This is a genomic window from Sellimonas sp. (assembly GCF_047234585.1).
Taxonomy (GTDB): Bacteria; Bacillota; Clostridia; order Lachnospirales; family Lachnospiraceae; genus Sellimonas; species Sellimonas caecigallum.
In genome coordinates, this window is the sequence record NZ_JBKSWG010000015.1 from 47759 (window position 1) to 63158 (window position 15400).

The 15400-nt window shown below is 45.6% G+C and carries 13 protein-coding genes; 1 reads left to right on the top strand and 12 read right to left on the bottom strand.

Going from position 1 to position 15400, the window contains the following annotated elements:
• Genes ACLROL_RS07775 through mutS form a run of 4 tightly spaced genes read right to left on the bottom strand, consistent with a single transcriptional unit; the run spans window position 1 to window position 6914 of the window.
• Entirely contained in the window at window positions 1–1308 is a 1308-nt protein-coding gene (locus ACLROL_RS07775; RefSeq protein ID WP_413067637.1) for an aminotransferase class I/II-fold pyridoxal phosphate-dependent enzyme, read from the bottom strand.
• Window positions 1295–2254: a tRNA (adenosine(37)-N6)-dimethylallyltransferase MiaA gene (gene miaA / locus ACLROL_RS07780; protein WP_287448478.1), complete on the bottom strand. Its 960-nt coding sequence runs from the start codon at window positions 2252–2254 to the stop codon at window positions 1295–1297. The genes ACLROL_RS07775 and miaA overlap by 14 nt, the downstream gene beginning before the upstream one ends.
• A gap of 28 nt (window positions 2255–2282) precedes the next feature.
• Window positions 2283–4247 (bottom strand): DNA mismatch repair endonuclease MutL, encoded by a 1965-nt coding sequence (mutL, locus tag ACLROL_RS07785; protein ID WP_287448477.1) that lies wholly within the window; start codon window positions 4245–4247, stop codon window positions 2283–2285.
• Between the two features lie 18 nt (window positions 4248–4265).
• Window positions 4266–6914 (bottom strand): DNA mismatch repair protein MutS, encoded by a 2649-nt coding sequence (mutS, locus tag ACLROL_RS07790; protein WP_330620469.1) that lies wholly within the window; start codon window positions 6912–6914, stop codon window positions 4266–4268.
• A 193-nt stretch (window positions 6915–7107) separates the two neighbouring features.
• Between mutS and ACLROL_RS07795 the strand changes: the two genes are divergently transcribed.
• Entirely contained in the window at window positions 7108–8460 is a 1353-nt protein-coding gene (locus ACLROL_RS07795; protein WP_413067638.1) for an MATE family efflux transporter, read from the top strand.
• Between the two features lie 18 nt (window positions 8461–8478).
• On the opposite strand, the gene ACLROL_RS07800 is transcribed toward ACLROL_RS07795, so the two are convergent.
• The 8 genes from ACLROL_RS07800 to ACLROL_RS07835 form a co-directional block, all read right to left on the bottom strand.
• Window positions 8479–8895, bottom strand: coding sequence for a putative ABC transporter permease (locus ACLROL_RS07800; protein ID WP_413067639.1), 417 nt, complete (start codon window positions 8893–8895; stop codon window positions 8479–8481).
• A gap of 83 nt (window positions 8896–8978) precedes the next feature.
• Complete coding sequence (miaB, locus tag ACLROL_RS07805) at window positions 8979–10436, bottom strand: tRNA (N6-isopentenyl adenosine(37)-C2)-methylthiotransferase MiaB (protein WP_288723741.1); 1458 nt, start codon at window positions 10434–10436, stop codon at window positions 8979–8981.
• 98 nt (window positions 10437–10534) lie between these two features.
• Complete coding sequence (locus tag ACLROL_RS07810) at window positions 10535–11203, bottom strand: ATP-binding cassette domain-containing protein (protein WP_413067640.1); 669 nt, start codon at window positions 11201–11203, stop codon at window positions 10535–10537.
• Complete coding sequence (locus ACLROL_RS07815) at window positions 11124–11561, bottom strand: hypothetical protein (RefSeq protein WP_413067641.1); 438 nt, start codon at window positions 11559–11561, stop codon at window positions 11124–11126. Before ACLROL_RS07815 ends, ACLROL_RS07810 begins: the two co-directional genes overlap by 80 nt.
• Complete coding sequence (locus ACLROL_RS07820; RefSeq protein WP_204244039.1) at window positions 11558–12109, bottom strand: TetR/AcrR family transcriptional regulator; 552 nt, start codon at window positions 12107–12109, stop codon at window positions 11558–11560. The genes ACLROL_RS07815 and ACLROL_RS07820 overlap by 4 nt, the downstream gene beginning before the upstream one ends.
• A gap of 165 nt (window positions 12110–12274) precedes the next feature.
• On the bottom strand, window positions 12275–12847 hold the full coding sequence (locus tag ACLROL_RS07825; protein WP_221920082.1) for a 50S ribosomal protein L25: 573 nt from the start codon (window positions 12845–12847) through the stop codon (window positions 12275–12277).
• Window positions 12848–12983: 136 nt separating this feature from the next.
• Complete coding sequence (gene nspC / locus ACLROL_RS07830) at window positions 12984–14108, bottom strand: carboxynorspermidine decarboxylase (protein WP_413067642.1); 1125 nt, start codon at window positions 14106–14108, stop codon at window positions 12984–12986.
• Between the two features lie 11 nt (window positions 14109–14119).
• Window positions 14120–15322: a saccharopine dehydrogenase family protein gene (locus ACLROL_RS07835; RefSeq protein ID WP_087211414.1), complete on the bottom strand. Its 1203-nt coding sequence runs from the start codon at window positions 15320–15322 to the stop codon at window positions 14120–14122.
• Window positions 15323–15400: the final 78 nt, after the last annotated feature.

Sequence of the window (15400 nt, forward strand, 5' to 3'; positions counted from 1 at the left end):
TTACAGTTTCACAATTCCTTTTTGCACCAGTTTCTCAAGCGTCATCAAAATGCCGAACTTGGCATGTTCCCACGTAAGTCCGCCCTGGAAATAGACCGCGTACGGCGGTTTGATCGGCGCGTCAGCAGAAAGTTCAATAGATGATCCCTGAACAAAAGCGCCTGCTGCCATGATGACATCACTGTCGTAGCCTGGCATTGCCCACGGTTCCGGCGTCACATAGCTGTCCACCGGAGCTGCCGCCTGAATTCCCTGGCAGAATGCGATAACCCCTTCCGGTGTGCCAAACTCTACTGCCTGAATGATGTCGTGGCGTTCTTCGTCTTTTCCCGGTATCACGTGATATCCAAGGGTTTCATAAATAGCGGAGGCAAAGATTGCTCCTTTTACCGCTCCTTTCACAACTGTCGGAGCAAGGAACAGTCCCTGATAAAAGTCTTTCGTCACTCCAAGTGTTGCGCCGACTTCCTTTCCAAGTCCAGGTGAAGTCAGTCGGAATGCGCAGTTTTCGATAAGGTCTTTGCGCCCTGCAATATATCCTCCGATTGGTGCAAGTCCTCCTCCTGGATTTTTAATCAGTGATCCCACTACCATGTCCGCTCCCACATCGCTTGGCTCCTGCAATTCTACAAATTCTCCGTAACAGTTGTCTACCATCACAATGACATTCGGGAACCGTTCTTTCACAAACCGGATGGCTTCCCCGATCTGAGCAACGGAAAAGCTTGGTCGTGTCTGATATCCTTTTGATCTCTGGATCGTGACAAGTTTTGTATCCGGCTGCACCGTCTTTTCGATAGCTGCAAAGTCAAAACTTCCATCCGGCAGAAGATCCACCTGCCTGTATGTCACACCGTACTCTTTTAAAGAGCCTTTGGATTCGCGGATTCCGATGACTTCCTCCAGTGTATCGTATGGTTTTCCTGCGATAGAGATCATCTCATCGCCTGGGCGGAGATTCGCCGCCAGCGCAATGGCAAGAGCGTGTGTGCCACAAGTGATCTGTGGTCTTACAAGGGCATCTTCTGTGTGAAAAATATTGGCATAAACCTGTTCCAGCGTGTCCCTGCCAAAATCGTTGTATCCATACCCGGACACATAATTAAAACATTCTGCATTTACCCGCGCCTCCTGCATAGCGTGCACGACTTTCAGCTGATTGTACTCCGCGATCTCGTCGATCCGTGCGAATCTTTCTTTTAATTCTTCCTCAATCTTTGCGCCAAATGCATATACTTCTTTTGAAATTCCGGCTTCTTCATAAAACTGTACGAGCACATCCCGAAAGTTTTCGTTATTTATCTCCATTTTGTATGATTCCTCTCTCTTCTAATTGTCTCAGTATTTCCTGCAGAATACGATCTTCGTCATAATCAAAATTTTCTTTTGAGATCCAGATGACATCTCTCTCGCGCTTAAACCAAGTGATCTGGCGTTTGGCAAAATGTCTTGTATCCCTTTTCAAGATCCGGACCGCCTCCTCAAAATCCATTTCCCCGTTCAGGTACGAAAGGATTTCTTTGTATCCGAGTCCCTGCATAGACACCATGCCCGGCTTACAGCCTTCTTCTTTTAATGCAGCGACTTCTTCCACAAGTCCTTCTTCTATCATCGCATCAATTCGATCCTCGATCCGACTGTAAAGCTTCTGTCGGTCGTCATTCAGAACAAAGTAGGCATACCGGTACGGCGCCTCTTTCATTCGCTCTTCCTCATTGTGCTGGGAGATTGGTCTCCCTGTCCGATGATAGTATTCTAAAGCCCGGATGACCCTTTTCACATTGTTTTCGTGTATTTCTTCTGCGGATTTCGGATCCACTTTCTGCAGTTTTTCATGCAGCATGGCTGCTCCTCCATCCATAGCGATCTGTTCCAGCTCTTTTCTGTAAGAATCGTCCCCGTCTTCTTCTGTAAAGTCGATATCATACAAAAGGGCCTGGATATAAAATCCGGTTCCGCCTACTATGACAGGGATCTTTCCCCGCTCATAGATTCCGGCCATGGCTTCTTTTGCCATCGCCTGGAATTTCACAACATTAAATTCTTCCTTCGGATCCAGCACATTGATAAGGTGGTGCGGCACCCCTTCCATTTCTTCCGGCCGAATCTTTGCGGAACCAATATCCATCCTCCGGTACACCTGCATGGAATCAGCAGAAATGATCTCTCCGCCGATCCGTTTTGCAAGGCTGATGGATGCGTGTGTCTTTCCGACCGCAGTCGGTCCTGTCAAAATCACAAGCGGTTTTTTCATCTCTCTGCCTTTCTGTCCTCTTTGCTTTTTATATGATTCGTTTGAATTTCTTTTCCAGTTCCCGTTTTGTCATGGCGATGATCGTCGGTCTTCCGTGCGGACAATGATAAGGATTATCCAGCTTTAGCAATTCATCCAGAAGTGTTTCCACTTCCTTTCTGGACAGTCTGTAGTTTCCTTTTACCGCAGCCTTACACGACATGGATGCAATCTTTTCATCCAGAATATCTGGCGTAAGATTCGGACTGATCTCATCGGAAAGGCTGTCGATCATCTCCAGCAACAGTTCCTTCTTTGCCACACTAAACAAATTGTCGGGAACTGCGCTGACTGTGAACGTGTCTCCGCCAAACGGCTCAATCTCGAATCCGATTCTTGTGAATTGATCCATGTATTTGCGAAATAGCTCCGCTTCCTGCATAGACAAATCCAATACAATCGGAGGGCTGATATACTGAGATGTGTATTCCCTTGTCTTCATTCCGCGCAGTGTCTTTTCATAAAGCACCCGCTCATGAGCCGCATGCTGATCGATAATGTACATATTGTCATGAAGCTGTACGATCCAGTACGTGTCAAAAACTTGCCCGACAATTTTATAATCCGGAACGGACGACTCGTCCAGCAATTTCTCCTCAAAAAAGGAAAGCTGTTCCGCTTTTTGCTCTTTCTCTGCTTTCGGCTCCTGTTTTGTTTTCTCTTGGCGGATTCTGTAGGAGACTGCTTCCCGTATCTTGTCTGCCTTCTGCGCAGGCTCATGGATCTGTCCCTTTTCCTTTACTTCCGCAGACGAGAACTGCTCGTGGTAGGAGCGCACACGCTCCCTCATTTTTCCCATAAAGTAATCCAAATCCCGGTCTTTCGGCTCTTCCTTCCGATCGTCCGGCTTCTTTTCTGCAGGTTCTTTTGGGAATGATGGCTCTTTCGGAGGTTCTTTTTTTTCAAAGTATTTTTTTTCTTTCTGAACCGGCACAGGCTCAGGCACTTCCACTTCCGGGATCAATTCCCGCTCGTGAAGCGCTTCTCCAATTGTCTTATACAGAAACTGATACACTTCCTGCTGGTGGTCGAACCGCAGTTCCATCTTTGTGGGATGGACATTGACGTCGATCATTTCTCCCAATATCGTAATGTGAAGCACGACAAAAGGATATTTATGCTGCATTGTGAAATCCTTGTAAGCGTCTTCCACTGCCTTGGACAAAATGCTGCTTTTGATATACCGCCCGTTCACAAAGAAAGTTTCATAATTCCTGTTTCCCCTCGTGATAACAGGTTTTCCGATAAACCCACTCAGCTGAATGTGCTCATTCTGGGCGGAAACTTCAATCAGATTCCCTGCGATTTCTCTCCCATACACATGGTAGATCACATCTTTTAACTTTCCGTTTCCGGAAGTGTGAAGCCTCTCCTGACCGTTATTGATAAACTGGAAGGAGACATCCGGATGGGACAAAGAAAGCCTTGTCATAAGGTCACTTACATGGCTTGCCTCTGTCATCGGTGTCCTCAGGAACTTTCTTCTTGCAGGCACATTGTAAAAAAGTTGTCTCACAAGAAATGTCGTCCCGTCCGGCGCCCCAGTCTCCTCCATGGAAATCTCTTTGCCGCCGGATATCTGGTAGGACACGCCAAATGGTTCCTTTTCCGTCTTTGTTATCATCTCTACCTGCGAGACAGCTGCAATACTGGAAAGCGCCTCTCCCCGAAATCCGAGGGAAGAAATGTGGGTTAGATCATCCACCGTCCGTATCTTGCTCGTTGAATGCCTGAGAAATGCATTTCGGACATCGTCCTTTTCCATTCCATTTCCATTGTCTGTAATCCGGATCAGGGAGATGCCGCCCTCCTGGATCTCCGCCGTGACAGCCGTGGCATTGGCGTCAATGGCATTTTCTACGAGCTCCTTCACGACAGAGGCCGGCCGTTCCACCACTTCTCCAGCCGCGATCTTATCGATCGTAACTTGATCTAATACCTGAATCTTTCCCATGTCCTTTCCTTCCTTCCGCTACCATCGATTGTTCAGTTTATTCTGAAGCTGATACAGCGTATTCATCGCATCCATCGGTGTCATATGGCTGATATCCATTGTCTTGATCTCTTCCAGTACGTCGCTGTCTGAAACCGTGTCAAAAAGAGACATCTGAGCCATGTCTACTTCGTCGAGACGTTTTGTCTTCTTCCTTGTCTCGCTTCCCTGCATATCCAGTTCCCGTACCCGGGTCGTGATGTCTGCATCGGAAAGCTGCTCGGAAAGCTCTTTCGCCCGGTCAATGACCGTCTGTGGAACACCCGCAAGCTTTGCCACCTGGATTCCATAGCTTCGGTCTGCCCCTCCCTTTACGATTTTCCTCAGGAAAACGATGTCGTCCCCTTTTTCTTTTACAGCGATACAATAGTTGTGAACGCTGTCTATCTTTCCTTCCAGCTCCGTCAATTCATGGTAATGAGTTGCAAACAGCGTTTTTGCACCCAGAAGTTTGGCATTGCTGATATGCTCTACCACCGCCCATGCGATAGAAAGCCCGTCGAATGTACTCGTTCCTCTCCCAATCTCATCCAATATCAGAAGACTTTTGCTTGTAGCATTTCGGAGAATATTTGCCACCTCTGTCATCTCAACCATAAAAGTACTCTGACCGGAAGCCAGATCGTCGGAAGCCCCAACTCTTGTAAAAATCCGGTCCACCAGTCCGATGTTGGCAGAGGCAGCAGGGACAAAAGATCCGATCTGAGCCATCAAAACGATGAGCGCAGACTGCCTCATGTAAGTGGATTTCCCCGCCATGTTCGGCCCTGTGATGATGGATACGCGGTTCTTTTTGTCATCCAGATACGTGTCGTTTGCGATAAACATATTGTTTGGAATCATTTTTTCCACTACAGGATGTCTTCCATCCTTGATGTCAATGATCCCTTTTTCGTTGATCTTCGGCCTTACATATCTGTTTCTCTCTGCCACGAGTGCAAGAGAAGCAAACACATCCACTGCCGCCACTGCCTTTGCTGTCTGCTGGATTCTGGCAATCTCTTCTCCAATTCGGTTGCGCACGTCGCAATACAGCTGATATTCCAAGGCAAACAGTTTGTCTTCCGCACCAAGGATCAGATCTTCCAACTCTTTCAGCTCCGGAATACTGTACCGCTCTGCGTTTGCAAGGGTCTGTTTCCGAATATAATAGTCCGGCACCATGGACTTGAAAGAATTGGTCACTTCCAGGTAGTAGCCGAATACCTTGTTGTATTTGATCCGGAGATTTTTGATCCCCGTCTTTTCCCGTTCCTTTTGTTCGAGTTCGGCAAGCCATGTTTTTCCATCAGTCTTTGCCTTTCTGAGACGATCTACTTCTTCGTTGTACCCATCTTTAATAATGCCGCCCTCTTTCATGGCAAGCGGCGGATCATCGATAACAGCCTGCTCTATCAGTCCATACAGATCCTCCAGCGGATCCATCTGGTCCCACAGATCTTTGAGAAGCTCCGATCGGAGATCCCCTAATATGTACTTGATATGAGGCAGCATGGACAGCGAACTTTTAAATGCGATCAGATCACGAGGGTTTGCCGACTGATACGAAATCTTTCCCACAAGCCGTTCCATATCATAGACAGGGGTAAGATACTCCCGTATCTCTTCTCTTGCGATGGCTTCTTTTAAAAGCTCGTCTACCGCATCCAGACGTCTCACAACACTGTCTTTATCGATCAATGGCTGTTCCACATATTTTCGCAGCATCCTGGCTCCCATAGCTGTACGTGTTTTGTCCAGCACCCAGAGAAGAGAGCCTCTTTTCTGTTTTTCCCGGAGTGTCTCACACAGCTCCAGATTTCTGCGGGAGGAGCTGTCGATCAGCATGTATTTTCCTGTCGTATAGTTCGTAAGTTTCGTAAAATGCGCCAAAGATGTCTTCTGCGTCTCGATCAGATAGGAAAGAAGGGCGCCTGCCGCCACGATCCCACAATCATAATCTGCCACTCCGAGACTTTCCAGCGAAGCAACTTTAAAATGATCTTTCAGCGTTTTTCTGCAGATGGCATCGTCGAAATACCATGCATCCAGCGAAGAAATGGCCACATTCATCCGATCTTTCAGCTCTTCCAGGCGGACTCCGCTCATATAGAGTGCCTCGTTGCAGACAATCTCCGATGGGCTAAACTTATAGATCTCATCAAACAGCTTGCCCCTGCTTTCTATCTCCGTGACAAAATAATCGCCTGTCGATACATCGGCTACCGACATCCCATACCTGTCGTCCGATACGTAAACGATGGCCATGATGTAATTGTTTTTTGTCTCGTCCAGCGCCTGGGTATTCAGGTTTGTCCCTGGTGTGACGATCCTGATAACTTCTCTTTTCACAATACCCTTTGCAAGCTTTGGATCCTCGACCTGTTCACAGATCGCCACTTTATATCCCTTTTCCACCAGCTTATTCAGATATCCATCAACGGAGTGAAACGGCACGCCGCACATCGGCGCCCGCTCTTCGAGCCCGCAGTTCTTTCCGGTCAAAGTGATCTCAAGCTCTTTTGATGCAGTCAATGCATCGTCAAAAAACATCTCGTAAAAATCTCCGAGGCGGTAAAATAAAATGCAGTCCGGGTATTCCTTTTTCGTCTCCATATACTGCTGCATCATCGGTGTTAACTCGGCCAACTTTTTCTCTCCTTTTCTTTTGTCTCTTTTTTATTTATAAGAATCTATATATCTCATGTCTTCGGGGTACACAGACCCCTGGCAACATTACATTATAACATCAATCTCCCGCCAAAAAAAGCAAAATTTTCTTCCCAGCAGCTCTTTCCCTCTGGTATACTGGATTTATCAGATGAGAAATGGGGGAATAAAAATGCAGGCAGAAAACACACAGCGTTTGACGGAAGGGGTAATCTGGAAACAGATTCTGTTCTTTTCCCTTCCCATCATTGCCGGGAATTTGTTCCAGTGGCTTTATAACACGGTGGACTCCATCGTAGTAGGAAATTTTGTCGGAGGAGAGGCGCTGGCAAGCGTCGGAGCCGGGACTTCAGTCATCAACCTCCTGATCGGTCTGTTTTCCGGACTTACCACGGGAGCCGGTGTCATCGTAGCAAAATACTTCGGAGCAGGACTGGAAGAAAAACTACGCCGTTCCATCCACACGTCAAGCGTATTTACCATTGTCTTCGGACTATTTATGACGATCCTTGGGATCCTTTCCTCCGACTGGATTCTTCGTGCCATCTCCACACCGTCCAATGTGCTGGATGGAGCAAACCTGTATCTGCGCATTTATTTTGCAGGTATCATTCCCATGATGATCTACAATATGGGGGCGGCCATTTTGCGGGCCGTGGGGGACTCCAAGACACCTCTTTATTACCTTGGAGTATCCAGCATCATCAATATTGTGCTGGACATCGTCTTTGTATCTGTATTTCGTATGGGGATCGCAGGTGTCGGGATCGCTACCGTCATCGCCCAAATCGTCTCTGCCATCCTTGTGGTCCTGAAACTTGCCAGGTCAAAAGAAGTATACCGCCTGGAGTGGAGACTTCTAAAAGCAGACCATTCCATGCTTCTGGAGATCCTCAAAGTCGGAATCCCGGTAGGCATTCAGCAGACGATCATCGGCTTTTCCAACATCTTCGTCCAGTACTATATCAATCTTTACGGATCTGCGGCCATGGCTGCCTGGGTAACCTTCAATAAAATCGACGGACTCGTCTTTCTCCCTGTCTTAAGTTTTGGTGTCGCCATCACAACTTTTACAAGTCAGAACGTCGGTGCCGGCAAACCAGATCGTGTGCTGAAAGGCACCCATGTGACGCTCCTTATGAATATCCTTTACGCGGCAGTCAGCTCTTTCTTCTTCTTTCTTGCTGCGGAGCCGATTACCCGGATCTTCACGAATGAAGCCGATATCATCCAATACGGAATGCGCATGATCCGGACACTGATCCCATTTTATGTCCTTACGGCATTTATGCAGGTCCTGAGCAACGTTATCAGCGGCGCCGGCTACTCTTTTGCTTCTATGATGATCATGATCGGAAATCTGTGCATTGTCCGTGTCTTGTATCTCATGATCATGACGCCGCGAAGCAACGATATCGCTACGATCTTCCAGAGCTATATCATCACATGGGTCACATGTGCCATCTGCCTGCTCTTATACTATCGAAAAGGCGGCTGGAGAAAATCGCTTCATGCGAATGCCTGAAAGATACCATACTGAAAACTACCATATGGGAATATGAGGTTTTTCTTCCCCGTAAAGGAAATGCAGAAGATATCCTCCCAGATAGATCCCCACGGTACATAAAATCCCAAAAAGGGCCATAAACGGCAGACAGATCTGTCCGAAAAGCTGAAATGGGACATCGCTGTAATCCCACACTCCAAGTCCAAGCCACTTGTTGACAATAATCCCCGTGATAAATTCACAAGATGTCACAAACACAATACACTGGAGCACCTGAAATGCCAAAGGATCCTGCCATCGGCCGGCTCTCCCCTGTGCAGTACAAAATACAAGACATAACCCTCCAAGAACAAACATCGTCCAGTGGGAAAATCCTCTAAATGCCAGTTCAAATGTATAATAAAGGCAGCCTCCGACTGCCCACAAAAAAAGATATTCGCTTAATTTTTTCATGATAAAACGCCCTCACTTTTGCATGTTTACACAAATAGTCTGGGCGTTTTTTATCCTCTTATGCATGGCAGAAAGTGCCTGTTTTATTTTACCGCTTCTCCGATATAGTAAAATCCTTTGCAAGAAATCAGTTTTACATCCACAAGCTGTCCGATCATCTCTTTTGTGCCCGGAAAATGGACAAGAAGATTGTTGCTGAGACGTCCTGTCACAAGCGTATCGTCCTGCTCATTCATCTGCTCTACAAGGACAGTCTGTGTCGTCCCTTCATGTTTGCTGCATTCTTCCGCAGCAATTTTCTGCACTTCTTTCAGCAGGCGGTCAAATCTGTCTTTTACCACTTCCTGCGGCACCTGATTTTCCATGGCAGCAGCCGGAGTGCCCGTCCGCTTGGAGTAGATGAAGGTAAATGCACTGTCGTAACGGACTTTCTGCACTACATCCAGCGTCTCCTGAAAATCAGCTTCTGTCTCTCCCGGGAATCCTACGATGATATCTGTCGTAAGAGAAATATCCGGCATAGCAGTCTTTATCCGATCTACAAGGCTTAGATACTGCTCTTTTGTGTAGCGGCGATTCATTTTTTTCAAAATGTCCGTACTTCCCGATTGTACCGGAAGATGCAGATGACGACAGATTTTTCGAGATGTCTTCATGACTTCTATCAGTTCATCTGACAGATCTTTTGGATGAGACGTCATGAACCGAATTCTCTCCAATCCTTCGATCTTCTCCACTTCTCTCAAAAGTTCTGCAAAAGACATCGGTTCTTCCAGCGTCTTCCCATAGGAATTGACATTTTGTCCAAGAAGCATGACTTCTTTGACTCCGTCCGCCACCAGTGTCTCGATCTCCCGTATGATATCTCTCGGATTTCTGCTCCGCTCCCTTCCCCTTACATACGGAACGATGCAGTAACTGCAGAAATTGTTGCATCCAAACATAATATTGACGCCGGACTTAAAAGAATACTTTCTCTCGCTTGGCAGATCTTCCACGATTTTGTCCGTATCTTTCCAGATGTCAATGACCATTCTCTCGGATTCAAACCTGGTCGCCAGAATCTCCGCAAATTTATATATGTTGTGTGTACCAAAAATCAGATCCACAAACCGGTAGCTCTTCTTCAGTTTCTCCACAACATGCGGTTCCTGCATCATGCATCCGCAAAGCCCGATCAGCATATGAGGATTTTTCCGTTTTACCCTGTTTAGCTGTCCAAGTCTTCCGTACACTCTCTGATTGGCATTCTCCCTTACCGTGCAGGTATTGTAGATGACAAAATCTGCTTTCTCCTCCACACTTTCCTCCACGTACCCGATCTCTTCCAGTATCCCGGTCAGCTTTTCAGAATCCCGTGCATTCATCTGACAGCCGAAGGTTACCGTTGCAGCCCGAAGCGGTCTGCCAAGTTTCTCTGAAATCTCTTTTACATACTGTCTGCATTTTTTTATAAAATAATACTGGCGCATCGGCTCCTCCGCCGGAGCGGCCTGCAAAAGATCGATCTCATCTATCAAACGTTCTATCTCTTTGTTCATTCTTATCTTCCTTTTCGTGTAATGTTCCTCCATACCTTACCATATCAGGCACAAAAATGCAAATGGAAGAAGTGGGAATCCGAATACAGCGGGATTTTCTACTGCCTTGCCCTGATTTTTTCCATAGGAATGATCCTGTCACACCACTTATACTCTCCTGGTTTATGAGAGATCATGAGGATCGTGTGGTTCTTCTTCAGTTTGCTTACCGTTTCCATAATCTCCGAGGCTGTTTTCACATCTAATGCACTTGTCACTTCATCCAGCAAAAGAATTTTTGCCTCCTTTAAAAGTGCACGTGCGATTGCCAGTCTTTGTCTCTGTCCTCCTGAAAAATTCGCAGCGCCTTCCTCCAGGATAGTATCATACTGTTCTGGAAGTGACATAATATATTCGTCAATCCCTGCATCCTTGCATGCTTTCCGGATTTTCTCAAAATCCCTGTCAATCAGCGCCAGATTCTCGTAGACAGACATATGGAAAAAATACGGCTGCTGGAGAACACATGTAAGCAATCCGGAATACTGTTCTTTCGGATACAGGCCAATTGGTGTGCCGCCTATCCGTATCTGCCCTTTTTTCGCCTTTTCAAATCTCAGCAAAAGATGAAAAAATGTACTTTTCCCGCATCCGCTTGGCCCTGTCAGGGCGCAAAGGGTGTTCGGAGCGATATTCAGACTGTACTCTTTAAATATCGGATGTTCCCCGTACGAAAAAGGAAAGCCAAGTTCCGAATTCCGCCAGAACTTTAATATCTCCGTTTGCAATATTCAGCATTTCTCCTTTGCTGTGATCTGAAAAATACTGGATCTTTATTTGATCCAGCTTGTCGATGATCTGGCTCTGTAATTTCAGATACACATCATTATGAAATCTTCGTTCCATCATCAGGTTCAGTATCTGCGATACCTTTGATAATAATTTTAATGCAAAATATACTATGATAGTCCACAAAAGCATAGGAATATTTTTGTCGGTCAGATATCTGATTGCCATGCTGAACAAAAGACTTATAAATAAGTATGGAACATTGCTGAGCAGGGAAAAGAAAATCAGAAGAAACGTTTCCTTTTTGTTTACCTGAGTTACGCGGAAATACGTGCTGATAATCTTAAAATTTTTCATTTTCTCATCTTTCCTATCATATTCTTCAATAACTCTTTTACTTCTGTCTCATCCATACACATGTTACCGCCATAAATCTGTGTTGCGATCCCATGTGCATAAAACCTTACATCTCTGTACAATTCTTCACTTTTCTTAAGCGAGATGTCAAACTGTCTGGCCGTGCATTCAATCGTCTCCCGGTTCCAGGATGATTGGATGACTCCTTCGATTGTACGGGGACGGACAAATCCTTCTACAAACAACGCCCCAAAAAGATTTCGTTCTTCCCTTGCAAACTGTATATATGCAAAACTGATTGTAAAAAGATAGTCCTCTTTATCGATATACTCCTGGGTAAATGCGGTATATCGATCATCTATGCGTTTTTTCAACTCTTCTTTCAACTCATTCATATCGCGAAACGCGTTAAAAATAGGCATTGTGGAGCATGAAAGTTCCTGCGCAATTCGCCTCGCATTAAGGCTTCCAATTCCTTGACTCTGTACGATATCAAATGATTTCTGTAAAATATCTTCCCGTGTGACCTTTGCTTTTGGCGGCATCATTTTTCCTCCTTTTTAAAATAACTTATGTTATATAACATAAGTTATTTTAAATCTTTTTTTGAATTTTGTCAAGATTTATAAAGAAAAAGAGACATTTGTCAAGCCGACTCCTATCTCTCGGCTTTCCGAATGTCTCTTTTTTTATTCCATATGTGAGGCTGTATACTATTCTTCCGCTTCTTCCGTATCCGGGACTGTATGTACCTCTTCTACCGTAACGACAACGGTATCCGGACTAGTGAGGATCTCAATATCCGGGTTTCTGGAAATATCCAGATCGGATACTTTGATGGTATCTCCTGCCTTCAAGCTGCTTCCATCTATTTCCACTTTCTCCACAAGTGCTTCCGGAAGAGCTTTATAAGAGATCTCCTCCAGTGTCTGTTCTACAACACCGCCCAGCACTTTATCATGGTTTAGAATTACTATCTCTGCGACAGAATGTACTTTTTCCCCGCTTACCAAAGTCTGGAAATCAATCTCCTGAAGTCTTGATTTGATTGGTTCAAAGTCAATTTCTTTGATCAGCACATTCATTTTCTGCCCGTCGACATCAAGAATGATCTTGCTGCCTTTTTTACATGTCTTGACAAGCCGCGCGGCGTCCGCTTCCAATATTTGCAGCGGTATGGATTCCGGCATATTTTTGCCAAATACATTTCCGGTAACAAACCCTTCCCTTCTCAGTTTCTTTGCTTTTGTTTTCATGTCTCGTCTCTCAGCTTTTAAAGTATTCATTTATCTTTTCCTCCAAAAATCTGATTCCTAATCGGACTGTCCTTTTGAAAACGGTCTGGTTAAGGTTTTCCATCTGTTACACATATATTATAACACTTGTTACAGAAAATGCAAGCAAATACTTATTTTAAAATCTTTACAGTCTCATCTTAAAGTCGTCGTACCCGAACTTGCGAACGACGGTAACATTTCCATCTTCATCCTCCACAGCGATGGACGGAAGGCGCATGCCATTAAAGGTATTGTTCTTGACCATAGAATAGATAGCCATGTCTAAAAATTCCAGACGTTCCCCTTCCTGCAGCGGATGGTCGAAGGAATAGTCTCCGATAATATCTCCCGCCAGACAGGTCGGTCCGCCTAGTCGGTACGTGTACATTTTTTCTTCCGGAAGTCCGGAATCTTTAAGAGGAGGACGGTACGGCATCTCCAGTACGTCCGGCATATGACAGGCTGCTGAAGTATCCAGAATCGCAAGACGGATCCTATTTTCCCCGGTTTCCAGCACGGAGGTAACCAGACTTCCTGCATTTAGGGCCACTGCTTCTCCCGGTTCCAGATACACTTCGACACCGTATGTCTCCTTTACATGAAGAATACATTCGATGAGGGTCTCTTTGTCATAGTCTGGTCTTGTGATATGATGTCCGCCGCCGAAATTGATCCATTTCATTTGGTGCATCCATGTACCAAACTTTTCTTCCACTGCTTCCAACGTTTTTTTCAGGTCATCCGAGTTCTGCTCGCAGAGTGTATGAAAATGGAAACCGTCCACGTATTCCAGCAGATCCGGCCTGAAATTTTCGATGGTCACACCGAGTCTGGAGCCTGGAGCACAAGGATCATAGATAGCGTGGCCTTCCTGTGTGGAACATTCCGGGTTGATCCGAATTCCAATGCTTCCTCCCGCCTTTTTTACCTGCTCCTGATATTTCTGGAGCTGGTGGAAAGAATTAAATACAATATGATCGCTGTATTTCAGAATTTCCTCCATCTCATCTTCCCGGAACGCCGGGGCATAGACATGGTTTTCCTTTCCCATTTCTTCTGCCCCAAGCCTTGCCTCGTAAAGTCCACTTGCCGCAGTACCGTCGAGGTACTGTCCGATCAGCGGATAAAGACTGTACATAGAAAACGCTTTCTGAGCCAGGAGGATCTTGCAGCCGGTCTGTTTCCGGATGTGGGCCAATTCCTCAAGATTTCGGATGAGATTTGCCTTCTGGACGATATAACACGGAGTCCGCAATTCTTCTTTTCTCATGTTGTCCCTCATTAATCGATCAGAGTCGGATTTTCATCGATGATCCACGGAAGTCCCCATTTGTTCAGTTCTTCCATGAACGGATCCGGATCGAATTCTTCGATGTTGTACACTCCGGCTTTGTTCCATGTGCCGTTTAAGATCATCATCGCTCCAATCATGGCAGGAACACCTGTCGTGTAGGAAACTGCCTGGGATCCGACTTCTTTGTAGCATTCCTGATGATCGCATACATTGTAGATATACAGTTTCTTCTCTTTTCCGTCTTTTTTCCCGACAAAAATACAGCCGATATTTGTTTTTCCTACTGTTCTCGGTCCGAGAGATGCCGGATCCGGAAGAACTGCCTTCAAAAACTGAAGCGGTACGATTTCTTTTCCTTCGTACATAATCGGTTCGATAGAAGTCATTCCAACATTCTCAAGACATTTCAGATGTGTAAGATAACTCTGTCCGAATGTCATAAAGAAACGGATTCTCTTGATGCCCGGAATATTTAAAGCGAGTGATTCGATTTCTTCATGATGAAGAAGATACATGTCTTTTTCTCCAACCTGCGGGAAATCATATACTCTTTTGATCTCCATCGGCTTTGTCTCTACCCAGTGTCCATCTTCCCAGTAGGAACCATTTGCTGCCACTTCACGGATATTGATCTCCGGGTTAAAGTTTGTGGCAAAAGGATATCCGTGATCTCCTCCGTTGCAATCCAGGATATCGATATAATTGATTTCATCAAAATAATGTTTCAGGGCATAAGCAGAAAATACGCTTGTCACACCCGGGTCAAATCCGCTTCCAAGAAGGGCTGTGATCCCTGCTTTTTCAAATCTTTCTCTGTAAGCCCACTGCCATTTATACTCAAATTTTGCCGTATCTTCCGGCTCATAGTTTGCAGTATCCACATAGTGTACTTTTGTTGCCAGACAAGCATCCATGATCGTCAGATCCTGGTACGGGAGAGCCAGGTTCAATACGAGATCCGGTTTTACTTTTTCAATCAGTGCGATCAGCTCGTCCACATTATCTGCATCCACCTGTGCAGTTGTGATCTTTGTCTTTGTCTTCCCTTCCAGCTGTTCTTTCAGCGCGTCGCATTTGGACACAGTACGGCTTGCAATACAGATTTCTTCAAACACCTCACTGTTCTGGCAGCATTTCTGAATTGCCACACTTGCTACTCCTCCGCATCCGATAATCAGTACTTTTCCCATTTTTTTACCTCCGTTTTAAATTTATAATCTCTCGGAATCTTAATCCCTTGATTTATAAGGGGTTTGGATTCCTTTTTT